The sequence below is a fragment of the Enterobacter sp. CPE_E1241 genome, assembly GCF_045618265.1.
Classification (GTDB): domain Bacteria; phylum Pseudomonadota; class Gammaproteobacteria; order Enterobacterales; family Enterobacteriaceae; genus Enterobacter; species Enterobacter adelaidei.
The window spans coordinates 2,502,949-2,526,673 of sequence record NZ_JBIWYV010000001.1; the positions used below are offsets into that span (position 1 = coordinate 2,502,949).

Here is a 23,725-nt window from a genome sequence, read left to right on the forward strand (position 1 = left end):
ACTAACCAGCATCAGGGAAATACAATGAAAACAGTAAAAATCAGCGCGCTCAGCGCCGCTATTCTGCTCGGTGGTTTTGCCTCAACGGGCGCATGGGCCGCCGACAGTGAAACCGTGGTTATCGGTCTGGCGGGCCCGCTCACTGGCCCATCGGCCCGTATCGGTAAAGATCTGGAGAATGGCGCACAGCTGGCGATTGATGACATCAACAAGCAGCACCCGACCATCGGCGGCAAAGCGGTGACATTCAAACTGCAGTCCGAAGACGATCAGTCTGACCCGCGCACCGCCGTGGCCGTGGCGCAACGTCTGGTGGATAGCGGCGTGGCGGGCGTTGTCGGTCACTGGAACACCGGTACCAGTATTCCGGCTGCGCGTGTGTATCACGATGCCGGTATCGCTCAGGTTGCGCCCGTAGCGACCGGTCACGCCTATACCAAACAGGGTTTCGATACCAGCTTCCGCGTGATGGGCCACGACGATGACGGCGGCCAGTTGGCCGGACAGTACGCGGTAAATACCCTGAAAGCGAAACGCATTGCGGTGATTGACGACCGTACCGCGTTTGGTCAGGGGCTGGCGGACCAGTTCATTAAATCGCTGGAAGCACAGGGCGTGAAGGTTGTCGATCGTCAGTACGTTGATGACAAAACGGTGGACTTCAGCGCCGTACTGACCGCCATCCGGAGTAAAAACGCCGATCTGATCTTCTTCGGCGGCGTCGACAGCCAGGCCGCACCGCTGGCGCGTCGTATCAAACAGCTGGGCATGAACGCCACGCTGATGGGCGCAGGCGGATTTGTCAGCCAGACGTTCCTGCAGCTGGCGCAGAAAGAAGGCGAAGGCGTGGTCGCGCTGGAGCCGGGTCTGCCCGTTGACCAGATGCCGGGTGGAAAGGCATTCGAACAGGCCTATCAGGCCCGCTACCACACCCATATCGAACTGCACGCCCCGTTCGCCTATGACGCCACCCGCGTGCTGGTTGCTGCGATGGAAAAAGCAGATTCCGTTGAGCCGTCCGAATATCTGCCCGCCCTGCGCGCCATCAGCTACTCCGGCGTCACCGGCCAGATAGCGTTTGATAAAGAAGGTAACCTGAAATCGCCGTCTTTCACCGTTTACAAGGTCGTCGATGGCAAATGGCAGCCGCAAACCGTGCTGGGTGGCACAAAAGCGAAGTAACGCAGTGAGGGCAATGTGATGAGTAATAATAACGAGCTGGGCATTCTCGCCCGCCGCAAAATTGAAGCAGAAATTATTAAGCCAATTTATGAAATCCTGGTGCGCGAGATAGGGAAAACCCGCGCCCAGGCGGTCATTGGTGAGGCCATTGAGCAGGCCGCGATTGACGCAGGCAAAGCGTTTGCCAGCAAAGAACCCAACGGCGCGGACGTAAAGAGTTTTATCGCACTGCAATATCTGTGGGAGAAAGATAACGCGCTTGAGGTGAAGGTGATTGACGCCGACGACCAGCAGTACAACTACAACGTGACCCGCTGCCGCTACGCGGAGATGTATCACGAAATGGGGCTGGGCGAGATTGGTCATCTGCTCTCCTGCGCGCGCGATGAAAAATTCATCGTTGGCTATGCACCGGATGTGGAACTGACCCGCACCACCACCATCATGCAGGGCGGTTCATGCTGTGATTTCCGCTACCGCAGCAGTAAGGACAAGACATGATCCGCGTCAACGCCGAACGACTGTGGTCAACGCTTGAGATGATGGCGCAGATCGGCGGCACGCCTGCCGGTGGCGTCACCCGTCTGGCACTGAGCGAGGAAGATCGTATTGCGCGAAACCTGCTGCGCGGCTGGGCGCTGGAAGCGGGTTTCACCTGCGACGTCGACAGCATGGGCAATATGTTTATCCGTCGCCCGGGGAAAAACCCGCAGCTTGCCCCGGTCATGACGGGTTCACATGTGGATACCCAGCCGCAGGGCGGTAACTACGACGGTGTTTACGGCGTGCTGGCAGGGCTGGAGCTGCTGCGAACCCTTAACGATCATCACGTTGAGACTGAACGTGACGTTGTGCTGGTGAACTGGACTAACGAAGAAGGTGCGCGCTTTGCGCCAGCCATGCTCTCTTCAGGGGTCTGGACGGGGCAATTTAGCGAAGCGTACGCGCATGCCCGTGCGGATAACGATGGCATCACCGTGGGTGAAGCGCTGGATAGCATTGGCTACCGGGGTAAAACCCCTGCCCGCGCGTTTCCTGTTCACGCCTGCTACGAACTGCACATCGAGCAGGGACCGATCCTGGAAGATGAAGCCATCGATATCGGCTTAGTCCGCGCGGCAATGGGCCAGCGCTGGTTTACCCTGACGCTGGACGGATTTGCCGCCCACGCAGGCACCACGCCGATGCACAGCCGCCGCGATGCGCTGACCGCCTTCGCAGAGCTGGCGCTGAAGGTGGAAGAGATTGGCTATCGGCATGCCCCAGACGGACGCGCGACGATCGGTATGGCGCAGGTTACGCCAAACTCGCGCAACGTCGTGCCGTCTCGCGTGGAATGCAGCGTTGAGTTTCGCCACCCGGAGCAGCAGGCGCTGGAAACCATGGAGGCGGCGCTGCATAAGGTGGCTGAAAGCCTGAGCCTGCGCGGCGTGTCGGCTCTCGTTGAACGTATTTTTGACTACGCGCCCATTGCGTTTGATGCCGAATGCCTGGCTCGTACGGAGAAGGCCGTGGCGAAACTAGGCTATTCGTCGAAACCGATGGTCTCCGGCGCGGGTCACGACACCTGCTATGTCAGCAAAATTGCGCCCGCCAGCATGATCTTTATCCCCTGCGTGAAAGGCATTAGCCATAACGAAGCGGAAAGGATCCTGCCAGAATGGTCGGAGAAAGGGGCGAATGTGTTATTGCATAGTGTCCTGTCTGCGGCGCTTGAGAAATAGAATGGTGCGAAAGCAGAGGACCTCTGCTTTCGCCAGAGTCTACACGGCAACGCGTCGGCTGATTTCGACAACCCTGTCGCTGGGAAGGTGATAGTGGTTGATGACGTGCGTGCAGTTGCGCTTCATGAAAGCAAAAATATGCCGTTGCCATGCTGCCATACCCGCTGTTCCATCACCGGCTACGATAGTTTCATGTCCAACATACCAGGTGGCATCATCATTCGCGAACAGCACGTTGATTTCACTGACACCCTGCAACAAATGCGGGATATCCGGGTGCTCCATAAAACCGTATTGTGCCACGCCGTGCCAGTAACCTGGCGCGCGCTGCTCTACCCTGATCCGTTGTTCTTCCCCAACATAGGGCACATTCAGGATGTCAATGGTCAGCGATAACACATCTCGCTGTAGCACCTTGTTGCGCGCAACATGCCAGCGCATGACCGGGGGGATATTGTTCTGTGTACGGGTCAAAAAAACGGCGGAACCTGCAACTCTGGGTACCGTCTTTTGCTGAAGCTGGTTAAAGAACGCATCCACGCTGATGCCCTTCTCGCCCACCGATGCGGATACCGCCTTAACGCCGCGGTGCCAGATCAGCATCACCGTACAAATCGCTGCGGCCATCAGCAGCGGAATATAGCCGCCTTCCAGGACCTTAATCAGATTGGCAAACAAGAAGGTGGCATCAATCACCAGGAAACAGAGGGCAATAACCGCGCTGCTGACCCGGCTCCAGTGCCACACTTCCCGCATTGCCACAAACAGCAGGCCCGTCGTCATCAGCATGGTTAATGACACGGCAATACCGTATGCAGCAGCAAGCTTGTCGGAAGATTTGAAGAACACCACCAGCCCAATCGTTACCACCATAAGCAGCCAATTGATTGTGCCTATATAGATTTGACCGTAGCTTTCTGCCGCCGTTTGTTTAATCCGTAAACGAGGTAACCAGCCGAGCTGAATAGCCTGCCGCGTCATGGAAAAAGCGCCCGTAATTATCGCCTGACTGGCGATTATCGTCGCCAGTGCGGCAAGAATAATGAGCGGAAACTGCATCACAGGCGGACACAGCATAAAGAAAAGGTTTTGTTTACTGTCGGCACCGGCCAGGATCAGCGCGGATTGCCCCGCATAATTGAGCAGCAATGCGGGAAATACGACACCGTACCAGGCAAGCCAGATGGGCTTTTTACCGAAATGCCCCATATCGGCGTACAGCGCTTCAGCACCAGTCACACAGAGAAAAACGCCCCCCAGGACCAGAAAACTGGTGTACCCGTTCGAAAACAAAAACGCGATGCCATACGCAGGATTCAGCGCCAGCAATACCGATGGGTGCTGAATGATCCCCCATACGCCCAACGCTGCAATTGCAAAAAACCACAGCGCCATGATCGGACCAAATATCTTTCCTATACGAGCGGTACCAAAAGGTTGGATCAGAAAAAGTGCCAGTAAAACCATGACCGTGAGCGGCAATATATACGGCTGCGATTCAGGAAAAACAATTTCCAGCCCTTCCAGAGCGGAAAGTACGGAGATTGCCGGGGTTATCGCGCCATCACCGTAAATCAACGCAGCGCCGATAAGTGCGGAAAAAATGACCCAGCGCCCGCCTTTCCCTTTTTCCACCAGAAGCGACATCAATGCCATGATGCCGCCCTCGCCATGATTATCAATTCGCATGGCGAATGCAGCATATTTTATGGATGTCACCAGGATGAGTGTCCAGGTAATCAGCGAGAGCAGTCCCAGAACCACTGCGGGCGTAGGATCATGCTCAGAGAGCGACAACACGGTCCTGAAGGTATAGAGCGGACTGGTGCCAATATCACCAAAAACGACACCCAGCGCACCACCGGCAAGCAGGGTTAACCGGGAGAACGGTTGGCGCGATTCACTGCGGTGGAGCAGGCTCATATTTTCCAGCAAGAGTCAGATAATCCTTTAAAAAACATAGTGCATCTGCCCCACTGACGCCAACCATAAACCTGGTTTTCCGGATCTATTTACCGCGGGTTGACCTTAGCCAGGCTAAACCAAACGCCAACGGCCAGCAACAGCAGCATTCCCCCAGCACTCCCCAACGCTACGCTATGCGAAGTGATAAACGCGCTTTTCGCTGCTTCAATCAGTGTTTCCGCCATCGTGGGTGTCAGATCCTGCGCCACCTTCATCGCTTCACCAATGGATGACGACGCTTTGTCGACGAGAGAAGCACTCAGCCCCTGTGGCAATTCGATCGACGCCGTGAAGCTGCGGGTCAACAGCAGACCAAAAATGGCGATCCCCAGACCGGCACCCAGTTCATACGACATGGTTTCAATCGCTCCTGCTGCAGCGGCTTTCTCTTTTGGCGCAGCAGCCATGATCGCTGAGGTTGAAGCCAACAGCGCGCTGGCAGCACTGAAGCCCAGCAGCACCATCAGGCACCACGCCTGCCACTGCTGGGTGCTGAAGTCGAGCAGCGACAGACCAATAAAACTGACGGCACTCAGCCCCATTCCGCCAGCGGCGACGATGCGTAACCCCAGATGTCCAACCAGTACACCGGCGATCGGCCCACTGAAACCGCTGGCAACCATCAGAGGCAGCATAAACATCCCCGCTTCAAACGGCGTAAAGCCGTGAACAAACTGCAGCTCCTGGGCCATCAGCAGCTCAAACCCGACCAGCGCAATCATCGCAGTCATCGCCATTACCACGCCACTCAAAATGATGCGGTGGCAGAACAGACGCATGTCGATCATCGGCACGCGCGCGCGAAGCTGAATACGCACGAAGATAAACAGCAGCACCGAGCCGGTAACCAGCGCGGACACGACGACGCCTGGTGCCAGGACGCCTTTTAGCGCGGTCTTCGCACTGTAGACCAGCAGTAAAATCGCCGCGATTAGCATGATGGCATGGCTAATATTAAGCGGTTGTTCCGGGCGACCTTGCTGACGTGGCACAAAACGTGCGGCCAGCGAAACCACGACCAATACAATGGGTACGTTGATTAAAAACACCGATCCCCAGTAAAAATGTTCGAGCAGCATACCGCCAATCAGCGGACCAAATGCCGCGCCACCAGACCCCACAGCCGCCCAGACGCCAAGCGCGATATTACGATCCCGCGCTTCAGTAAACAGCGTGCGGATACCCGCGAGCGTAGCCGGAATAATCATCGCCGCACCAATCGCCAGCGAGGCGCGCGCCGCAATCAGCCATCCAGCAGACGGGGCAAACGCGGCCGCCAGCGATGACAAACCAAACAACGTACTGCCGATCATTAACAGCCGTTTGAAACCAATACGATCACCCAGTGCCCCCATCGGCAGCACCATCCCCGCCATCACCAGCGAGTAAATATCGATGATCCAAAGCAATTCATTGCCGCTGGCCCCCAGCGTCATGCTCAATGTCGGCGCCGCCACGTGCAGCACCGTTGCGTCGATCGCTACCGGGATATACACCAGCACGATAATCACTAACGCTAACCACTGACGAAACATAAATTTCCTTTTAATTAAATCATGGACACATGTCCAGAATGCGATCCTACGTAAAGTTGAACGCGTGTCCAGCTTTTTGTTACACTCGTTTCATTCCTATTGAGAGTGAGTCGAAATGCGATATCTGAGCAAGGATGAACGGCGGGAAGAAATCTTACAGGCCGCCATGCGCGTGGCGCTGTCCGAAGGACTGGCCGCAATGACGGTACGCCGCGTTGCAGCTGAAGCCGGGGTCGCGACCGGACAGGTTCACCATCATTTTACCTCCGGCGGGGAGCTAAAATCGCTGGCTTTTGTTCGCTTGATCCGTGAACTGCTGGATGCAGATGTCGTCGGCAAACAGGCTGGCTGGCGGGAGCAGCTTCATGCCATGCTCGGGAGTGATGATGGCAGGTTTGAACCTTACATTCGCCTGTGGCGTGAAGCGCAGATCCTGGCCAACCGCGATGCTGACATTAAGGGTGCCTATATTATGACCATGGAAATGTGGCACCAGGAAACGGTGGCGCTAATCAAAGCGGGAACGGAGGCCGGGGTATTTCGTCCTGGCGATAGAGCGGAAAATATCGCCTGGCGCTTGATTGGTCTGGTGTGCGGTCTGGACGGGATGTATATCTTAAACATGCCCGAAATGAACGAAGCCGCGTTTAATAGGCATCTCGATAAATTGATCGACCTTGAATTGAATTAATCATCGTTAGACGTTATTTAACCCATACATTAAGAGCCTGCTGTAGAGTACAGGTTCTTAATCTGCGCAGACATCCTTTCACACACATTCAAGCCATGAATATTTAACACAAAATCAGAAATAATGCGAGCCACCTCAAATTCCTTAACAAAAGAAACATATTGCACTAAATCACTTGCGTTCTCATATACACTTCATACTGCCCTTCCAATAAAAAGGAAAATTTAACCGCAAAGTGAATCAGACAATTTTAGAATAGATTTCCTCCATTACAAACAAAGATAACTTTTTACTCAACGTGGGATTAAATCATGCCTTCATATGTTATGTCTGTTCGTAAAGCATCAAGAGGTAAATTTACCTCCGATATTGGTGGAACAAGCTATTTGGTTGTTCCTGATGGAGAGGACCCCAGTCCCGACCATGCCATTCCTGAACAAAAATGGTTTGATCAAGTTATACAAGGTGCACAGTGGAAAAACGAGAAAGGCGAAAAGCGAGGGGATTTACTTTTTTCTGTGCATGGTTACAACATGAGCGAGAGCGAAGTGATCGAGCGACACAGACTTTTGGCAAACGGATTGTCTGATATTGGTTTTAAAGGAATAGTGGTTTCCTTTGACTGGCCAAGTGATGACAAGGCGCTGGCCTATTTACCTGACCGTCACAAGGCAAAACTTACCGCAATGCGCCTTATGACAGAAGGAATTTCCTACGTATCAGAAAAACAAAAACCCGACTGTCCGATTAATATTCATGTTTTGGGTCATTCTACTGGGGTTTATGTGCTCACTGAAGCATTTGATGATGCGGATGATACCAACCTGCCAAATAGTGCTTGGAAAGTGAGCCAGATCATTTTCGTCGCAGGCGATGTATCGAGCAGCGTAATGTCAAACCCTGACCCGCGAAGTGATTCTATTTACCGCCATGGTATTCGTCTAACTAATTATTCCAGCCGTCGTGACCAGGCTCTGGATATATCGAATGTGAAACGTGTCGGCGTTGCTCCTCGGGTTGGGCGTGTGGGTCTTCCTGAGAACGCACCTTCAAATGCAATAAATGTAGACTGTACACAGTATTACGAAAAACTAGAAAGTGACTCTGCTATTCTCGTACAGGATGAACCCGCAGGGATTAAAGGAATGCCATCACATTCGTGGTATTTCGGAAATAAAGTATTTACCCGAGATCTGTTTTGCACACTGATTGGCATTGATCGCTATGTTATTCCAACCCGATCGGTTGACGGCGAAGGAAAAACAATCCTGATACGCTAGCCGGAAATTGTGACAGGTGCAGGGTGGCGGTTACGCCTTACCCGGCCTACTGTTTTATCCGTTCCAGATCCGGTAAGGCGTAGCCGCCATCGGACAATTAAGACTGCAGCATGCCGTGCTGCATCAGGAAACCCCACCAGGGAATGCCGAGGAACATGTGAACTAAAAACGTGCAGTCGGGAGCAGTGGCTGAATAAAGAACAGAGAAGCAAGCTCAGCAAGCCCTGATAATGCCAGGGCCAGAATCACGCGAATATGCGCACTGGCTTTTACAGGATCAGGAGCCCTCTGGGTATTGTTAGCATGAGTTAACGCCATAATAACCTCAGTATTATAGTTAAGTTACAGAATGTAATTTTTTTAATGCTTATCGATCAGGCGTTTGAGAAAATGGCGTGGAAGCCTAACTGGTTTTATGAAGTTCGACATCTTTCAACGTCACTGGGGATGGTGGAAGCGGGTCTCGGGGTCTCTGTCGTTCCCAGCCTGGCTATGCCGGCCGATGAGCATCATATTCTGGTCAGTCGGCCGCTGATTGAACCCGTCATACGGCGCACGTTAGGCCTTGTACAGCGCAGGGAAACGCCTCTCAGCCCGGCGGCGGAAAAATTCAGAGACATGCTTGTTCAACTGTGGTCTGGTGAAAAAAACAGCCCGTGGATCAGCAAGTTTACCCAGCTGTAAGCCTTATGTGGCAAAGGGGCGTTAGCCCCTTTTCACCTTATTTCCCTGCCTGTGGATGTGTTTCAAACCCTGCCATCACCGCTGTCAGTTCCGCCAGTGAAAAGCCGTGCTTAGGATCATCAATGCCCAACCCAAAACGCGTCTGCATCAGTTGATACAGCGCCGCAGCATCAGGAAGATGGATCTGCTCCTCCACATGGCCATTCTGCCAGTGGGTAAAGTTGAAGTTGGTCAGCGTCAGCTTGCCACCGTCCGGCAAGTGGCGGCACATCAGCAAATGATGACGGAAATGCGACTGCGGCCAGTGTGCTGACCAGAAGTTGCCCATGACATAATCACTGAAATATTGCGTCGTCAGATCAAAATGGTACATCGACTGCCAGTGCTCGTGGTGCCGGAACTGCAATACCCAGTCATTGCCCTCGCTCAGCAAACGATACGCCCCGTGCGGCGTTGTCTGTTCTTCGTTAGCGAGCAACCGAATCGGCGCCGTCAGCGTCTGTCCGCCAAAGCCTACGTCCGCAATCCAGCGCTCACCGTTAAGCTCAATCAGCAGCAGGCGGTGTGTTCGCGGTGGCATTTGTGGTGGATTTGCTAATACCACGCGCCCGAGCACACTGCGTACCGTAAAACCGACTTCGCGCAGCACCCGTTCGAATAAGCCATTTTGCTCAAAACAATATCCCCCACGTCGCGCTGTTAGCAGTTTGTCGACCAGACACCGATCGTCAAGATGGATTTCACGCGGCAGGACGACATCAATATTCTCGAAAGGGATCGCACAGTTGTGGTGTAAATGCAGCGCGCGCAGCGTGTCGATATTAACCCCGGTCGGTTGATTCCAGCCGATACGGGCGAAATAGGCAGTCAGAAATGGGGACATGCATCAGTTTCCTTTGATAGTGATGTTTTGTTTATAAACTAATTCTACGCGCCCACTTTGATTTACGTGCTTTTTCGTCATACTCATCGTTGTACATGAGGAGACCCTATGAGTTACTTTCGCCCCGTTGAATTACATCATGCCAGCCGTCTGCTAAACCACGGCCCTACTGTGCTTATCACCAGTCGGGATGAAAGCCTCGACAGACGCAACGTTATGGCCGCCGCATGGTCAATGCCCGTTGAGTTTGAACCGCCGCGTATCGCGATCGTCGTGGATAAAAGTACCTGGTCACGTGAGCTGATTGAACACAGTGGGATGTTCGGCATCGTTATCCCCGGCGTGGCGGCGGCAAACTGGACCTGGGCAGTCGGTAGCGTTAGCGGGCGCGATGAAGACAAATTTAACTGCTACGGGATCCCGGTGGTGAACGGTCCGGAACTCGGTTTGCCCGTCATTGAAGAAAAATGTCTGGCATGGATGGAGTGTCGTTTACTCCCGGTGACCGCAGCGGCTGAAAAATATGACACGCTGTTTGGTGAAGTGGTTTCTGCCGCAGCCGATGAACGCGCGTTCTTCGCCGGACGCTGGCAGTTTGACGGAGATAAGCTGAATACGCTGCATCATCTTGGTGCGGGGACGTTTGTGGCTAGCGGGAAGATAGTGAAGGCGCTGGATTGATTTAATTAATTATATCCTACTGAATTATATTAAATTTTTATGGCATTTTAAGTTTACCATGACGTGGTAAAACGGAGGATATTTCCAAAGTTGTTGCATTAGCGATCTCTCAATAAGGAAATATCAATGTCATGGAATAAATATGCCGCTGTTGAATATGCCAAAAATCATGTTTATCGAGAAAGTCACAGAAAGTGTGAGCTTTTTGTGAAAAACGCGATAATTGCTGGCGGCTTGCCTATTCATGGAATAGGTTCGGCAAAGAACATGGGTCTAACTTTGTCTCAGGTTGGGTTCCAAAAAGTTATCGGAGCCCCGCAGTTAGGCGATGTTGTAGTTATACAGTCCATAGCAAACCATCCAGATGGTCATGTTTGTATTTATGATGGCCATCAATGGCTAAGCGACTTCGCGCAACGTACTATGTATCCTGGTTCAGGATATAGAAAATCCCACCCTTCTTATCAGCTTTGCAGGCATTATTGATATGAAAATCATACCCATTCTTTCCTTATTAATAACCTACTCGGCCTGCGCAGGCTATAGTGATAATGCGGCAAAAGCAGCGTTAAATTTCAATAAATGGTACATTGCGCAATATGCTGCAAACAAATTCCCCATCACGGACAATGCTGAAATAAATAAATACGTCACAGCAAGCACCATGAAAAAATTGCGTCATGCTCAGGATCCTCGCTTTGCTGATGAAGAGTTTTATGATGCTGATTTCTTTCTGAAGTCGCAGGATATTGAGGAAGATTGGGCAGATAATGTGACTGTGGTTTCATCCGAATACGATCCCGTTTGCACCAATATTTATGTGTCGTTCGGGAAGAAAGAGGAATATACGGTCATCGATTGTATGGTTAAAGAAAAAGGTATCTGGAAGATTCAGTCTGTTTCAGGACAAGCAATTCAGCGCAACGAACATCTCAAATAGAAAAACACATGGTAGCCCAACGACTACCATGTGCAATTAATTAACTCTTCGCACGTCGTGAAATAATCTCATCCGCAACATTTCGCGGTGCTTCCGCAAAATGATGGAACTCCATCGTATACGTCGCACGCCCCTGTGACATCGAGCGCAGCGTGGTGGCATAACCAAACATCTCTGCCAGCGGCACGTCAGCGCGAATAATCTGGCTTCCGTACTGCTCTTCCATCCCCTGCACCATGCCACGGCGAGAAGAGAGATCGCCCATAATGTTGCCAGCGTACTCTTCCGGTGTTTCCACCTCGACATGCATGATCGGCTCAAGAATCACCGGATCCGCCCTGCGAGCGCCCTCTTTAAATCCGAGGATCGCCGCCATGCGGAACGCCATCTCCGAGGAGTCGACATCGTGATACGAACCAAACGTCAGGGTCGCTTTAACATCAACTACCGGATACCCCGCCAGCACGCCGCTGTTCATCGCTTCCCGAAGCCCTTTCTCAACGGACGGGATATACTCGCGCGGCACCACGCCGCCCTTGGTGGCATCTTCAAACGTAAATCCGCTGCCTGGTTCTGTCGGTTCGAGGCTCAGTACCACATGACCGTACTGTCCTTTACCGCCGGACTGACGGACAAACTTACCTTCGATATCCTTCACCGCTTTACGCAAGGTTTCCCGGTAGGTCACCTGTGGACGACCGATGTTCGCCTCGACGCCAAACTCACGCTTCATGCGGTCGACGATAATCTCAAGGTGTAACTCACCCATCCCGGAGATAATCGTCTGGCCGGACTCTTCGTCAGTATGCAGGCGGAAAGAGGGATCTTCCGCCGCCAGACGCTGCAGCGCGATCCCCATTTTCTCCTGATCGCCTTTGGTTTTCGGCTCGATAGCAAGGGAGATAACCGGATCCGGAAACTCCATGCGTTCAAGCGTGATGACGGCATTCGGATCGGTGAGCGTGTCACCGGTTGTCACATCTTTCAACCCAACGCAGGCCGCGATATCACCGGCGCGCAGTTCATCCACCTCGTGGCGATCGTTGGCATGCATCAGCACAATACGCCCGATGCGCTCTTTCTTCCCTTTCACCGGGTTATACACCGCGTCGCCTTTGCGCAGCACGCCAGAGTAAACGCGGATAAAGGTCAGTTGCCCGACGTACGGATCGCTCATCAGTTTGAATGCCAGAGCGGAGAACGGCTCATCATCACTGGGATGACGCTCAGCGTGCTGGCCTTTTTCATCCACGCCATCAATGGCTGGCACATCCAGTGGTGACGGCATCAACTCAATGACCGCATCGAGCATGCGCTGCACGCCTTTGTTTTTGAACGCGCTGCCGCACAGCATAGGCTGGATTTCACCCGAGATAGTGCGAATACGCAGACCTCTGATGATTTCCGCCTCGTCCAGATCGCCGGTTTCCAGATATTTATCCATGAGCTCATCGCTGGCTTCCGCCGCCGCAGAGACCATTTTTTCCCGCCATTCCTTCGCGGTACTCAGTAAATCATCCGGCACGGGCGCATAGGTGAACACCATGCCCTGGGTGGCATCGTCCCACAAAATGGTACGCATTTTGATAAGATCCACCACGCCGGTGAAGTGTTCCTCCGCGCCAACCGGAATAACAATCGGTACTGGGTTCGCTTTCAGACGTTCCTGCATCATGCGTACGACGCGGAAGAAATCGGCACCCGGACGGTCCATTTTGTTAACGAAGGCCAGCCGCGGCACGTGATATTTATTCGCCTGACGCCAGACGGTTTCGGACTGCGGCTGAACGCCGCCAACGGAGTCATACACCATCACGGCACCGTCGAGTACACGCATGGAACGTTCCACCTCAATGGTGAAATCCACGTGCCCCGGGGTGTCGATGATGTTGATCCGGTGCGGTTCAAACCCTCTGTCCATACCCGGCCAGAAGCAACTCACGGCCGCGGACGTAATGGTGATCCCGCGCTCTTGCTCCTGCGCCATCCAGTCAGTTGTTGCCGCGCCATCGTGTACTTCACCCAGTTTGTGGCTCATCCCGGTGTAAAACAGGATGCGCTCGGTGGTGGTCGTTTTACCGGCATCGATATGCGCGGAGATACCGATGTTGCGATAACGTTCGAGGGGGATGGGTCGGGGCATAATATTTCCTTAGTCAGTAAGACAGGTTGTGACGACCAGGATGGTCGTGTATTCGTTCGTTTGCTATAATAGTCCTATTGTACGAGTATTATCGAACTATTTTTTAACGATTGACCTATTGTTGATATAGCTCAATCTGACACCAGACGCAGGAAAACGATGATCCAAAACCACCCCGAAACTGAACAGATACTGCTGGAAAATGTGTTGTTTGCCCTCGGCAACCCGCTCAGGCTGTCAATTATCCGCAGGCTGGCCGATGGTTGCGAGCTAAGCTGTAACGCACTACGCCCGGAAGATGTGGTGAAGTCCACAATGACACATCACTGGCGCGTATTGCGTGACAGCGGAGTGATCTGGCAACGTCAGCAGGGACGAGAGAATATGATTTCTTTGCGTAGAGACGATCTCGATGCCCGTTTCCCGGGGCTGATGGACATACTGTTACAGGCTAAATAATAGGTTGAAAACGCCCCGTCAACATTTGAGGGGGCATCACGTCAGCGAAGGGATTTATCTTACGTGCATACGATATTCAATCATGCCGCTTTTTTTCGCGACCCAGTCATACAATCGTTGCCCGCGGTAGTTGGTTTCATGTGTATGCCAGTAAAGATGACGAGCATGATGTTTTCTGGCTTCTCGCTGAACATATTCTATTAATTGTTTACCAATGTGTTTGCCCCTGACGGCATCACAAACATATAAATCTTCAAGATAACAGTAATCGCTCTCCGCCCAGGTTGAACGGTGGAAAAGATAATGCGCAAAACCCACCACCTCTCCGTTATATCTTGCCACTAAGCAAAATAGTGGCTCAATAGGGCTGAAAAATCGTTGCCAGGTGCGCTGAGTGACTACCCCGGAGAGATCGACGTTATAAAATTCTTGATATTTACCCCACAGTGGTATCCAGCTCTCGTAATCACTTTCCTGAACAGCCTCAATGGTCACAATCGTATTATTCATAACAACCTCTTTGTTTATTCATTCACGGTTTCGGGATGAGTGTATGCGCTAAATGGCACGTTTAGCCCCACCAATTTCCGCAAATGAAGCAGACCAATTTTGCCGTGTTGTTTTATAATGGAGGCCACACGAGGGAGAGTGGAAAAAGATGTTTAAGCACGCACAACTTGAAACGGTTAAGGCATGGATTATTGATCCTTCCAACGGATCGCTGCCCCTGCATGAAAGGATCCAGAGAGCGATACGGACACTGATACTGGAAGGGATCTTATCTCACGGTAAGGCCCTTCCCGCTTCACGCGCGCTGGCGAGTTCACTGTGTGTTTCCCGGGATACGATTGAAGCAGCTTATTCCAGCCTGCATGCAGAAGGTTTTATTGAGCGGCAAACAGGCAGAGGAAGCTTTGTCTCTTCCAGCGCACGGTTTTTAAAACCGCATTCCCGGCAGCAGCATCCTGCCGCTGATAGACGAAAGGCAAAACTCAGCGCTCGTGGAAAGATCATCTATGAAAGTGGCGGGATCCGCGAATTTTCCTCGCCCCGCCCACTGGCACCGGGTATCCCCGAGACGCGCATGTTTCCCATTCCAACCTGGGAGCGACTTCAGCGGCAGGTTCTTAAGGAATATCAACACCAGATATTAGAGCAAAGCCCTCCACAGGGCATGGAACGCCTACGGCGAGCAATCGCGGAATATGTCAATCTTGAGCGCGGGACGCGTGCGAGGGCTGAACAGATCATCATTCTGACAAGTTCTCAGCAGGCGCTTGCTCTCTGTTCCCACGTGCTGATGGACGCAGAGGATGGCATTGCCATTGAAGATCCCTGCTATCAAGGAGCATACAAAGCGTTTAAATCTGCCGGACTGCGCTGTCTTCCGGTTCCTCTTGACGATAAAGGCATCTCAATTGACGCGCTGAATGCTCTGACCAGTCCTGCCAGGGCTATCTACCTTACGCCTTCTCATCAATATCCTACCGGGGTGACGCTCTCTCTTGACCGACGCCTGGCTGTCATTGACTGGGCAAATCGTCACTCCGCCTGGATCATTGAGGACGACTACGACAGTGAGTTTCACTATGAAGGGAAGCCTATGGCCTGTCTTCAGGGGCTTGATGCTTACAACCGGACAATTTATATCGGGACTTTCACAAAGTCCCTGTTCCCCGGGCTACGTATTGCGTACATGATTGTTCCCTCAGAACTGGTAGAGTCGATGACCATGGCCAGGACATTAATGGACGGCCATACCGCCTCAATATCCCAACTGACGCTGGCGAAATTTTTGGAGGGAGGGCATTTTGGTGCCTATATTCGCAAGATGCGTAGCGTTTATGTTACTCGCCGCAACAAACTGGCCAGTCTGATGGATGAGTATCTTTCTGATTATGTTGAGTGCGTAATACCAACAGGTGGAATGCAGATGCCTTGTCACCTCAGGCACGGGATCTCCGAGAAGGAGATTGCCGCCGCCGCCCGTCGCGCAAATGTTGATATATTAGGGCTTACCAGTTTATATGCAGACAAACCCCTGACCAGCGGTTTTTTGATGGGTTTTGCCGCTTATACGGAGAGGGAAATAGAAGACGCAGTCAAAAAACTGGCCGCAATTTTCCGTCTTGTTTGAAGCTGTCGACTGTCCATCGGTCGAAACTCGTTGCGGGCGAACCCGGCTGCAAACAAGGTTTCACCGGGAGATACTGTGTCCCTCCCGGCCTCTTATCAGGACGCCTGCGTCGACGCGAATTTCTTCGCAATCATTTCAGCGGTAGGCTGTAATCCCCCCAGGCTCCATTGCTCCGGGTCATGCTCATCAATACGGATCCAGACCGAGCGCCGGAACTCCGGATCCCCTTTCCCTTCGATTTCCACCATTAAGTCCGTCATTCGGCGCAACAGCTCGCTCTTCTGCTCGGCATTCATGATCCCTTTAATCGTTTGTACATTTACAAAAGGCATTGTATTCTCCCTATAAGCAAGGTCTAAAAATCATACTTAGATTAAAAAGGAAAACATCCTGTGTCAAAAGATAAATTGTTGCCTTACCTCTCGCCCGAACTGTGCGGTCTGGCTGAAGGGGCAAAAATCGTGGGCGATCAATGGATTTTGTTGATTCTGAGAGAGGCGTTTTACGGTGTGACGCGTTTCGAAACCATGCGAATACATACCGGAATAACGAAACAGACGTTAGCGACACGTTTAAAGTTGATGACAGAACTGGGGTTGCTTTCCCGTATACCTTACCGGGAAGAGGGAGCACGGGAACGGTATGAGTACCAGCTTACCGACAAAAGCCGCACCCTTGCCCCGGTGCTTTTATCTTTGATGGAATGGGGACACAAACATGTTTTACACACCGCACCGCATTTAACCCTGGTGGATAAAGAAAGCGGCGATCCGGTGCATATTGGTTATGTTAATGCGCAGGGTCATGAGGTGAAACAAAACCATGTTCAGATTGTGCCGACAACAAAGGGGTAAGCCCGGGTGTGTTACCCGGCTTACCCCTGCTACATCACATAATCCAGCCCATCAGCAGCGTGGCGATGATCACCGTCGATGCGCCGCCGATACGGGTGGCAATCTGTGCAAACGGCATGAGCGACATTCGGTTAGAGGCAGACAAAATAGCCACATCCCCTGTCCCGCCCAGACCACTGTGGCAGCAGGTGACAATGGCCGCTTCCACAGGATACATATTCAGACGCGAGGCAATAAAATAGCCGCTTAGCGCCATCGCAATCACCACCGAACCACAGACCACCACGTAGCCCACCGAGAAGACTGACACCACGCTCTCAAGCGGCACGTATAACATTCCCAGACCAATCATCAGTGGCCAGACGAGCGCAGCCGAGACGAATTTATAGCAACTGTGCGCGCCCTGTTCCATTGAAGCCGGGATCACCTTGAAGTACTTACACAATACGGCTATCAGGATCATCAGCACCGGACCGGGAATGTGTACCAGTTTTTCAAACAACCCGCCGACGATGAAAAATGCGCACACCATCAGTAACCCGCCTCCCATCAGATGGAAATCTGTCTGCTGAGCACTGTCCGCGCCCGCAAAGAGGCTGCTGTCTTCTTTGCTACGGGTTAACATGCCATTACCCGACAATGCAGGACGTTTCATTCCCAGACGCGCCAGCGAGCCTGCACAAATAATGGCGAAGATATTCCCCACCACCGCGGCAGGCGCCAGTTGAGCAACATAGACGTCCGGCGTATGACCAAGGATTGCCGAATAGGCCAGGGACAACGGCAAAATCCCCTCACCAATCCCGCCACCAATGATCGGCACGATGATAAAAAAGAACGTGTGGTACGGGGTATAGCCAAACAGTGAACCCACGATGAGCCCGCTCAGTACTGCCATGAAAGTCCCGGCCACCAGCGGGATAAACATGCGCATCATCCCCTGGATAAGCAGTATCCGGTTCATTCCCAGAATGCTCCCTACCACCAGACAGGCGATGACGAAATAGAGCAGATTTGCCTCTTTCATCAACAGATGCACCGTATCCAGCGTGTGTTTTTCGAAGACACCAAAATAGACCAGTACGGAGGGGACCATCAGACACAGGATTGCCGGGCCGCCGATGTCTTTCAGCAACGGGATTTGCCGCCCCACTTTCGCAAACGCAAAACCAAGGGTCATGATGACTGCGAGTCCGCCGATCATATTTTTCGGCAGCAAGCCTGCCCAGGCAGAGGTCGCCACAATGGCAGCGATCCCGACGAATAGCATCAACGGGACTGCGCCAACCTCGGTATTGTAAAGCCCAAAGGCAAAACGCGTGGACGACAACTCAGAAGTCGGTACAGGATTATCTTTCATATAATCACCTGATAATTGTGTTCGGATATGCAAAGAAAAGGAATAAACACGGAATTATTCCAATACGGATAAATGTTCTTAAATATAAATTAAAGACTTACGTGGCCTTTTCTAAAAACAGGCTCAGTGTAAAAATAACATGCGGGGACTGAAAGAAGTGTGAACAATACAACCCTTTCCCGTTAATTAACTTTATTCATCATTAAGTAACTAAAGTTATTTAAGGCAAGCACTGCTGTTTTCTTGTGCCTAATCAATTTTTGCCACACCTATTACTTATCCAACTAATGCAATCATTTTGAAATTAATAAAACCAGAGAGAGTGTGACCATTGTCACTCTTACCCTGCTATCTAACCGCTAGATTAGCGCTGCAACAAAACACATAAAATACCCTACAGGAAATACTATGCCTTCATTACTATTACAGTCGCTGTTTCCGCTCGTCTTTATAATGCTGCTTGGGTGGTTAAGCGGGAAACTCGGGTATTCCCGACGTGAAGATGCAAACGTTATGGCGACCGTGGTGATTCGTTTTGCACTTCCCTTTCATCTTTTTATTGGCGCATTGCATACCGACCCGAGCAAAATTAAGAACCTGACGTTTATGGCGGTCCTGGTTGTCGGTTTAATGGGTTCGTATTTATTGACATTATTTATTTCACGTTTTGTTTTTCGTCACGATATAAAAACCAGTGCCATTCAGTCTCTGGTTTGTGCCTTTCCGGATATGGCCTACTTTGGGGCACCCGTGCTTGCTGTGTTGATTGGGCCAGAAGGATTCATTGGCGTACTGATCGGCAATATCATCACCAGCGTTATCATGATCCCGTTGACTATCGTCCTGATTCGTATGGGAGATAAGAACAGTCATGATGGTCTGGAATCGCTGCATCCTGGCGCGATGGTGATACAAAACCTCATCAAAGCGGCACGTAATCCTATCGTCTGGATACCCGTTTCCGGTGTATTGCTCAGCCTGGCTGGCGTACAGATCCCGTCAATTCTCAGTATGCCCATTGAGATGGTTGGCAAAGTCTCCGGTGGACTGTCACTGTTTGCTCTCGGCCTGTTATTTTACGGTGAACGTCCAAAATTGAATGTGCAGACATTTACCAATATCAGTATTAAAAACCTCATTCAACCCGCCATCATGGCCGTAGCCGGTATCGCATTTGGTCTTAGCCATACCTTACTCCAGCAGGTTGTTATTATTGGGGCGACGCCTTCCGCTATCGCCGCAGGTATGTTTGCCATACGCAGCGACACCTATATTGATACTGCCTCATCCTCCATATTAATTGGCACTGCCGTCGGCGTACTGACTGAAGGCATTATGATCTATTTAATCTCTTAATCTGTTTTATTTAAAAAATTCAGGAGTTAACCATGTCTCGCAAAGAAGTTCTGTACACTCCCTATAACGGGGCCGTATTGCTGGAAAACCCATTATTAAATAAAGGTCTCGCGTTCATAAAAGAAGAACGTGATAATTTCAACCTGCATGGTTTATTGCCTCACAACGTTGAAACCATTGAAGAACAGACGGAACGCGCGTGGGTACAATTCTGTCATTTTAAAAGCGATATTTCCCGTCATGTGTATCTGCGTAATATTCAGGATACCAATGAGACCCTGTTTTACAATCTCTTACGCTCGCACCTGAAAGAGACATTGCCAATTATCTATACGCCGACGGTAGGTGAAGCCTGCGAGCATTTCTCCACCATTTACCGTCGGGCACGCGGGTTGTTTATTTCATGGCCAAACCGCCATCGTATTGATGAGATGCTGCAAAGTTTCTCGCGCAACGATATTCGAGTGATTGTAGTGACTGACGGGGAACGTATTCTGGGGCTTGGCGATCAGGGTATCGGTGGAATGGGCATCCCGATTGGTAAGCTGTCGCTGTATACCGCCTGCGGAGGGATCCATCCGGCTTCCACCTTGCCCATTATGCTGGATGTCGGGACGAATAATCAGCAGCACCTCGACGACCCGATGTATATGGGCTGGCGCCATCCGCGCATCAGCGACGATCAATATGCTGAATTTATGGATATGTTTGTCAGCACCGTCAAAGCACGCTGGCCAAATGTTCTTCTGCAGTTTGAAGACTTCGCGCAGAAAAACGCCACTAAACTGCTCCAGCGCTACCGCGACCAGCTGTGCTGCTTCAATGATGACATTCAGGGAACGGCAGCCGTCACCGCAGGTACGCTGATTGCGGCAGCCCATGCAGCGGGCACACGCATTCGCGATCAGCGTGTGGTCTTCCTGGGCAGCGGTTCCGCCGGATGCGGAATAGCAGAAAAAATTGTGGCCCTGATGGTTGATGACGGCCTGACAGAGTCCGAAGCCCGCAGCCGGATCTTTATGGTCGACCGCTTTGGCTTGCTGACCGACGATATGACCAACCTGCTCGACTTCCAGAAAAACCTTCTCACCGCGCGTGATGCGATTAGCCACTGGCAGGTAGAAGCCAATAATATCTCCCTGCTGGAAGTGGTAAAAAATGCACATCCGACGGTGATGATCGGCGTTTCAGGCCAGCCAGGACTCTTCAGTGAAGAAATTGTGAAAGAGATGCATCGGCACTGCCCGCGCCCTATTATCATGCCGCTCTCGAACCCGACATCACGGGCAGAGGCGCAGCCACAGGATCTTATCGCGTGGACCCAGGGTGCCGCACTGGTGGCCACCGGTAGCCCGTTTGCCCCGGTGTTCTGGCAAAACGAGCAGTACGACATCGCCCAGTGTAACAACGCCTATATTTTCCCGGGTCTGGGGCTAGGGATCCTGGCCAGCAACGCCCGCCGTGTGACGGAAGAGATGTTGATGGCGGCAAGCCACAGCCTGGCCGCGCAGTCTCCACTGGTTACCACCGAGAAAGGGGGCTTGTTGCCGCCGGTCGATCGCATTGAAACGGTGTCACGCCAGATTGCCCTCGCCGTTGCCCGTGCGGCGATTGATCAGGGCGTCGCCCCGTCGATAGACAACGAAATCTTGCTGGCGCGCATCGAGCAGACCTGGTGGCAAGCAGATTACGCACCTTATCGCAGGTCTGCCCTGTAGGGGATATTTATGCCCTCACCACAAGAGTGAGGGCATGGTTTTTTGCCTCAGTGCTGTATGCCAGACCGCTCAGAAATCTCTTCAGCGGATAAGATATTAACGGAGGACGTCACGTCTTTTGTGCGCGCATACCGGTCCGGCACACCCTCCGGGCGGGTTTTGAAGCGCCGGTGCAGCCACATATACTGTTCTGGTGCCATGCGTACCGCTTGTTCGATCGCTCTGTTCATCTGCGTCGCAACAGATTCTTTATCTCCCCCCTGCAACGCCTCGCTGATATCCTCCAGAATAATCAGTTCATAACCGCTGCCATCCGCCCTGCGTCGCGGCACAAAGGGAATGACGGCGGGCTTAGCGCTTTTGACCAGCATATAGCTTCCAGCGGTCGTCGCGGCATCCGGAACCGCAAAGAACGGCACAAAGACGCTATTGGTTTTGCCATAGTCATGATCCGGGGCATACCACAAAATTTCATTCTGCTTCAGCGAGCGGATCATGCCTTTTAAATCATGACGATCGAGCATAGATTTATTGGAACGCAGACGCCCTCGCGTCTGTAGCCAGTCCAGCAGGGCATTATTATTAGGACGATATACGCCAATACCGGGGTTGAGCATGCCAAATATCCGCGCGCCCAGCTCAAGTGTGAGAAAATGCATTCCCACCAGCACCACGCCATTACCTTTCGCCCGCGCCGTTTCCATGTGCTCATAGCCCCTAACGGTAAAGCATTTCTTAACCCGCCACGCAGGCCAGAACCATGCCATTCCGGTTTCAATCACCCCCATTCCTACCGATTCAAAATTACGCTGCAGCAATGACTCTCGCTCCGCCTTTTTCATCTCCGGGAAACAAAGCTCAAGGTTGCGGCGGGCAATTTCGACGCGGCGGGTAAGCAAGCGCATCGCCAGTCGACCAAGACCATGACCAATTCTGAACAGAAGCGGATAAGGGAGCAGCATGATAAGCCACAGCGCGGCAATGCCTGCCCAGCTTAGCCAGTAACGGGGATGAAGAAAGGCGAATGAAAAACGGGGTAATTTTGTCATCAGAAAATTATCCTTTAACGTATCTGTCCTTAATTGATTCTGGTGGAGATCTTTCCTAAGGATTAATAATAAGTCAGTCAGAAACGTTAAGTGTAGCGGATAAGACAAAACGCATTTTTATCGTTTTTTGCGAAAAACGGGAAGTTGAGCCGGGGAGAACTTATCCGCTCCCCGGCAAAAGATTTACATCGAATACCCTGGCTTCTTAATCAGCTCATCCAGCTTCGGACCTATCTCGGTATCCCAGACCTCGGCTTTCCAGTCTTCCGGCGCTACCTGGTTCAGCGCAACCGACACGGAACTGTCTTTGCTGTTGAAATGGCGAATGATGACGTCGGCAATATCCGCCGCCAGCGCAGTTTTTTGTTCGTCGTTCAAATCGCGGGGAAAACATTTGATATCTACATGTGGCATGTGCAGGTTTCCAGTTATGAGCCAGGGTTCCACGTTATCAGATAATATTGTTTGCCTTTAACACCTTGTGCAGTTTCGGAAGCTGAGTAACTGTATCCGCAATCGCTGTTATCTTCGGGGTATTCGCGGCAAACCATTCATGACGAGGCCCCCAGGTGCGCGTGACCACAATATACACATCAAGCAGCGTCAGGCGTTCACCCAGCGCATAAGGGCTCGCCTTGAGCTGACCGTCGAACCACTGATAGAGCGATTTACGGTACTCAATGCAATTTTTCTGCAGCTGCTCCGGCGCATCTGGCGCCCAGCGCTCGGGGTAATCGGCATACGTGAAGGTGGGGTAAACATTGGCGACAAACCAGATCAGTAAACGCTGAAACTGCTGGCGTTCGGCCTGTTCTGGAGGTGGAGCAAGGTCGGGACATTTATCAAGTACCATCAAAGCAATCGCCGCGGTTTCTGTCATGATGGTCCCATTTTCCAGCTCCAGCGTGGGCACCTGGCACAGCGGGTTCAGCTTGTGCAACAGCTCACGCTGCGGACCGGGCTGGTCAAACCCGTCCACGTTGATAAATTGATAAGGGATATCAGCCAGGGTTAGCATCACTTCGCTGATTGCCGAGCCCCAGCCGGGTACGCCATAGAGTTTAATCATGTTGCCCCCTCAGGG

Annotated in this window: 23 protein-coding genes and 2 pseudogenes; 14 read left to right on the forward strand and 11 right to left on the reverse strand. The window is 52.0% G+C overall.

Going from position 1 to position 23,725, the window contains the following annotated elements; all coding sequences use genetic code 11:
* Positions 1–24: 24 nt before the first annotated feature.
* From ACJ9Y9_RS12125 to ACJ9Y9_RS12135, 3 genes are read left to right on the forward strand one after another with little or no spacing between them, the layout of a single operon-like run.
* Positions 25–1,182 (forward strand): branched-chain amino acid ABC transporter substrate-binding protein, encoded by a 1,158-nt coding sequence (locus tag ACJ9Y9_RS12125; RefSeq protein WP_028018906.1) that lies wholly within the window; start codon positions 25–27, stop codon positions 1,180–1,182.
* Positions 1,183–1,200: 18 nt separating this feature from the next.
* Complete coding sequence (locus ACJ9Y9_RS12130) at positions 1,201–1,683, forward strand: L-2-amino-thiazoline-4-carboxylic acid hydrolase (RefSeq protein WP_028018905.1); 483 nt, start codon at positions 1,201–1,203, stop codon at positions 1,681–1,683.
* Positions 1,680–2,906: a Zn-dependent hydrolase gene (locus ACJ9Y9_RS12135; protein WP_028018904.1), complete on the forward strand. Its 1,227-nt coding sequence runs from the start codon at positions 1,680–1,682 to the stop codon at positions 2,904–2,906. Before ACJ9Y9_RS12130 ends, ACJ9Y9_RS12135 begins: the two co-directional genes overlap by 4 nt.
* 39 nt (positions 2,907–2,945) lie before the next feature.
* Here the strand turns inward: ACJ9Y9_RS12135 and ACJ9Y9_RS12140 are convergent, their stop codons facing one another.
* Positions 2,946–4,829 carry a potassium transporter Kup gene (locus tag ACJ9Y9_RS12140; protein ID WP_028018903.1) on the reverse strand — a complete coding sequence of 628 codons (1,884 nt, stop codon included), beginning with the start codon at positions 4,827–4,829 and terminating at the stop codon, positions 2,946–2,948.
* Between the two features lie 89 nt (positions 4,830–4,918).
* A complete protein-coding gene (locus ACJ9Y9_RS12145; RefSeq protein ID WP_028018902.1) occupies positions 4,919–6,406 on the reverse strand; it encodes an MFS transporter in 1,488 nt (495 codons plus the stop codon).
* A gap of 115 nt (positions 6,407–6,521) precedes the next feature.
* Here ACJ9Y9_RS12145 and ACJ9Y9_RS12150 point away from each other — a divergent pair, with 115 nt between their 5' ends.
* Positions 6,522–7,097 carry a TetR family transcriptional regulator gene (locus ACJ9Y9_RS12150; protein WP_028018901.1) on the forward strand — a complete coding sequence of 192 codons (576 nt, stop codon included), beginning with the start codon at positions 6,522–6,524 and terminating at the stop codon, positions 7,095–7,097.
* A gap of 311 nt (positions 7,098–7,408) precedes the next feature.
* Positions 7,409–8,377, forward strand: coding sequence for an alpha/beta hydrolase (locus tag ACJ9Y9_RS12155; RefSeq protein WP_050482943.1), 969 nt, complete (start codon positions 7,409–7,411; stop codon positions 8,375–8,377).
* A gap of 177 nt (positions 8,378–8,554) precedes the next feature.
* Here the strand turns inward: ACJ9Y9_RS12155 and ACJ9Y9_RS12160 are convergent.
* Positions 8,555–8,695, reverse strand: a pseudogene (locus ACJ9Y9_RS12160) (MFS transporter); the annotation flags it as partial.
* 45 nt (positions 8,696–8,740) lie between these two features.
* Between ACJ9Y9_RS12160 and ACJ9Y9_RS12165 the strand changes: the two are divergent.
* A pseudogene (locus ACJ9Y9_RS12165) lies at positions 8,741–9,061 on the forward strand (LysR substrate-binding domain-containing protein); the annotation flags it as partial.
* Positions 9,062–9,098: 37 nt separating this feature from the next.
* Here ACJ9Y9_RS12165 and nhoA read toward each other — a convergent pair.
* Positions 9,099–9,944: an N-hydroxyarylamine O-acetyltransferase gene (gene nhoA / locus ACJ9Y9_RS12170; RefSeq protein WP_028018899.1), complete on the reverse strand. Its 846-nt coding sequence runs from the start codon at positions 9,942–9,944 to the stop codon at positions 9,099–9,101.
* 108 nt (positions 9,945–10,052) lie between these two features.
* On the opposite strand from nhoA, the gene ACJ9Y9_RS12175 reads away from it, so the two are divergent.
* From ACJ9Y9_RS12175 to ACJ9Y9_RS12185, 3 genes are all read left to right on the forward strand, one after another.
* Positions 10,053–10,625 (forward strand): flavin reductase family protein, encoded by a 573-nt coding sequence (locus tag ACJ9Y9_RS12175; RefSeq protein ID WP_028018898.1) that lies wholly within the window; start codon positions 10,053–10,055, stop codon positions 10,623–10,625.
* 126 nt (positions 10,626–10,751) lie between these two features.
* Entirely contained in the window at positions 10,752–11,111 is a 360-nt protein-coding gene (locus ACJ9Y9_RS12180) for a hypothetical protein (RefSeq protein WP_028018897.1), read from the forward strand.
* A gap of 1 nt (position 11,112) precedes the next feature.
* A complete protein-coding gene (locus ACJ9Y9_RS12185) occupies positions 11,113–11,565 on the forward strand; it encodes a DUF3828 domain-containing protein (RefSeq protein WP_108089822.1) in 453 nt (150 codons plus the stop codon).
* Between the two features lie 40 nt (positions 11,566–11,605).
* Here the strand turns inward: ACJ9Y9_RS12185 and fusA are convergent, their stop codons facing one another.
* Complete coding sequence (fusA, locus tag ACJ9Y9_RS12190; RefSeq protein WP_028018895.1) at positions 11,606–13,708, reverse strand: elongation factor G; 2,103 nt, start codon at positions 13,706–13,708, stop codon at positions 11,606–11,608.
* 159 nt (positions 13,709–13,867) lie between these two features.
* Here fusA and ACJ9Y9_RS12195 point away from each other — a divergent pair, with 159 nt between their 5' ends.
* Entirely contained in the window at positions 13,868–14,167 is a 300-nt protein-coding gene (locus ACJ9Y9_RS12195; protein WP_028018894.1) for a helix-turn-helix transcriptional regulator, read from the forward strand.
* Positions 14,168–14,221: 54 nt separating this feature from the next.
* Here ACJ9Y9_RS12195 and ACJ9Y9_RS12200 read toward each other — a convergent pair whose 3' ends face one another.
* Positions 14,222–14,677, reverse strand: a complete 456-nt coding sequence (locus ACJ9Y9_RS12200) for a GNAT family N-acetyltransferase (RefSeq protein ID WP_028018893.1) — start codon at positions 14,675–14,677, stop codon at positions 14,222–14,224.
* Between the two features lie 148 nt (positions 14,678–14,825).
* Between ACJ9Y9_RS12200 and ACJ9Y9_RS12205 the strand changes: the two genes are divergently transcribed.
* Positions 14,826–16,304 (forward strand): PLP-dependent aminotransferase family protein, encoded by a 1,479-nt coding sequence (locus ACJ9Y9_RS12205; protein ID WP_028018892.1) that lies wholly within the window; start codon positions 14,826–14,828, stop codon positions 16,302–16,304.
* 95 nt (positions 16,305–16,399) lie between these two features.
* Here ACJ9Y9_RS12205 and ACJ9Y9_RS12210 read toward each other — a convergent pair whose 3' ends face one another.
* A complete protein-coding gene (locus tag ACJ9Y9_RS12210; RefSeq protein WP_028018891.1) occupies positions 16,400–16,636 on the reverse strand; it encodes a tautomerase family protein in 237 nt (78 codons plus the stop codon).
* A gap of 60 nt (positions 16,637–16,696) precedes the next feature.
* On the opposite strand from ACJ9Y9_RS12210, the gene ACJ9Y9_RS12215 reads away from it, so the two are divergent.
* Positions 16,697–17,158: a helix-turn-helix domain-containing protein gene (locus tag ACJ9Y9_RS12215; protein WP_028018890.1), complete on the forward strand. Its 462-nt coding sequence runs from the start codon at positions 16,697–16,699 to the stop codon at positions 17,156–17,158.
* A 34-nt stretch (positions 17,159–17,192) separates the two neighbouring features.
* On the opposite strand, the gene ACJ9Y9_RS12220 is transcribed toward ACJ9Y9_RS12215, so the two are convergent.
* On the reverse strand, positions 17,193–18,518 hold the full coding sequence (locus ACJ9Y9_RS12220; protein WP_028018889.1) for a 2-hydroxycarboxylate transporter family protein: 1,326 nt from the start codon (positions 18,516–18,518) through the stop codon (positions 17,193–17,195).
* Between the two features lie 408 nt (positions 18,519–18,926).
* Here ACJ9Y9_RS12220 and ACJ9Y9_RS12225 point away from each other — a divergent pair, with 408 nt between their 5' ends.
* Both ACJ9Y9_RS12225 and ACJ9Y9_RS12230 read left to right on the forward strand, forming a co-directional pair.
* Positions 18,927–19,874: an AEC family transporter gene (locus ACJ9Y9_RS12225; protein ID WP_028018888.1), complete on the forward strand. Its 948-nt coding sequence runs from the start codon at positions 18,927–18,929 to the stop codon at positions 19,872–19,874.
* Between the two features lie 32 nt (positions 19,875–19,906).
* Positions 19,907–21,592 carry an NAD-dependent malic enzyme gene (locus ACJ9Y9_RS12230; RefSeq protein WP_028018887.1) on the forward strand — a complete coding sequence of 562 codons (1,686 nt, stop codon included), beginning with the start codon at positions 19,907–19,909 and terminating at the stop codon, positions 21,590–21,592.
* A gap of 47 nt (positions 21,593–21,639) precedes the next feature.
* Here the strand turns inward: ACJ9Y9_RS12230 and ACJ9Y9_RS12235 are convergent, their stop codons facing one another.
* From ACJ9Y9_RS12235 to ACJ9Y9_RS12245, 3 genes are all read right to left on the reverse strand, one after another.
* Positions 21,640–22,641 (reverse strand): Kdo(2)-lipid IV(A) acyltransferase, encoded by a 1,002-nt coding sequence (locus ACJ9Y9_RS12235; RefSeq protein WP_028018886.1) that lies wholly within the window; start codon positions 22,639–22,641, stop codon positions 21,640–21,642.
* A gap of 183 nt (positions 22,642–22,824) precedes the next feature.
* On the reverse strand, positions 22,825–23,055 hold the full coding sequence (gene pptA / locus ACJ9Y9_RS12240; RefSeq protein WP_028018885.1) for a tautomerase PptA: 231 nt from the start codon (positions 23,053–23,055) through the stop codon (positions 22,825–22,827).
* A 37-nt stretch (positions 23,056–23,092) separates the two neighbouring features.
* A complete protein-coding gene (locus tag ACJ9Y9_RS12245) occupies positions 23,093–23,710 on the reverse strand; it encodes a glutathione S-transferase family protein (RefSeq protein ID WP_028018884.1) in 618 nt (205 codons plus the stop codon).
* Positions 23,711–23,725: the final 15 nt, after the last annotated feature.

Bases quoted from the DNA above. Each gene is read 5' to 3' on its own strand.
- ACJ9Y9_RS12125 (WP_028018906.1), top strand. From the start codon at position 25: ATGAAAACAGTAAAAATCAGCGCGCTCAGCGCCGCTATTCTGCTCGGT.
- ACJ9Y9_RS12130 (WP_028018905.1), top strand. From the start codon at position 1,201: ATGAGTAATAATAACGAGCTGGGCATTCTCGCCCGCCGCAAAATTGAA.
- ACJ9Y9_RS12135 (WP_028018904.1), top strand. From the start codon at position 1,680: ATGATCCGCGTCAACGCCGAACGACTGTGGTCAACGCTTGAGATGATG.
- ACJ9Y9_RS12140 (WP_028018903.1), bottom strand. From the start codon at position 4,829: ATGAGCCTGCTCCACCGCAGTGAATCGCGCCAACCGTTCTCCCGGTTA.
- ACJ9Y9_RS12145 (WP_028018902.1), bottom strand. From the start codon at position 6,406: ATGTTTCGTCAGTGGTTAGCGTTAGTGATTATCGTGCTGGTGTATATC.
- ACJ9Y9_RS12150 (WP_028018901.1), top strand. From the start codon at position 6,522: ATGCGATATCTGAGCAAGGATGAACGGCGGGAAGAAATCTTACAGGCC.
- ACJ9Y9_RS12155 (WP_050482943.1), top strand. From the start codon at position 7,409: ATGCCTTCATATGTTATGTCTGTTCGTAAAGCATCAAGAGGTAAATTT.
- nhoA (WP_028018899.1), bottom strand. From the start codon at position 9,944: ATGTCCCCATTTCTGACTGCCTATTTCGCCCGTATCGGCTGGAATCAA.
- ACJ9Y9_RS12175 (WP_028018898.1), top strand. From the start codon at position 10,053: ATGAGTTACTTTCGCCCCGTTGAATTACATCATGCCAGCCGTCTGCTA.
- ACJ9Y9_RS12180 (WP_028018897.1), top strand. From the start codon at position 10,752: ATGTCATGGAATAAATATGCCGCTGTTGAATATGCCAAAAATCATGTT.
- ACJ9Y9_RS12185 (WP_108089822.1), top strand. From the start codon at position 11,113: ATGAAAATCATACCCATTCTTTCCTTATTAATAACCTACTCGGCCTGC.
- fusA (WP_028018895.1), bottom strand. From the start codon at position 13,708: ATGCCCCGACCCATCCCCCTCGAACGTTATCGCAACATCGGTATCTCC.
- ACJ9Y9_RS12195 (WP_028018894.1), top strand. From the start codon at position 13,868: ATGATCCAAAACCACCCCGAAACTGAACAGATACTGCTGGAAAATGTG.
- ACJ9Y9_RS12200 (WP_028018893.1), bottom strand. From the start codon at position 14,677: ATGAATAATACGATTGTGACCATTGAGGCTGTTCAGGAAAGTGATTAC.
- ACJ9Y9_RS12205 (WP_028018892.1), top strand. From the start codon at position 14,826: ATGTTTAAGCACGCACAACTTGAAACGGTTAAGGCATGGATTATTGAT.
- ACJ9Y9_RS12210 (WP_028018891.1), bottom strand. From the start codon at position 16,636: ATGCCTTTTGTAAATGTACAAACGATTAAAGGGATCATGAATGCCGAG.
- ACJ9Y9_RS12220 (WP_028018889.1), bottom strand. From the start codon at position 18,518: ATGAAAGATAATCCTGTACCGACTTCTGAGTTGTCGTCCACGCGTTTT.
- ACJ9Y9_RS12225 (WP_028018888.1), top strand. From the start codon at position 18,927: ATGCCTTCATTACTATTACAGTCGCTGTTTCCGCTCGTCTTTATAATG.
- ACJ9Y9_RS12230 (WP_028018887.1), top strand. From the start codon at position 19,907: ATGTCTCGCAAAGAAGTTCTGTACACTCCCTATAACGGGGCCGTATTG.
- ACJ9Y9_RS12235 (WP_028018886.1), bottom strand. From the start codon at position 22,641: ATGACAAAATTACCCCGTTTTTCATTCGCCTTTCTTCATCCCCGTTAC.
- pptA (WP_028018885.1), bottom strand. From the start codon at position 23,055: ATGCCACATGTAGATATCAAATGTTTTCCCCGCGATTTGAACGACGAA.
- ACJ9Y9_RS12245 (WP_028018884.1), bottom strand. From the start codon at position 23,710: ATGATTAAACTCTATGGCGTACCCGGCTGGGGCTCGGCAATCAGCGAA.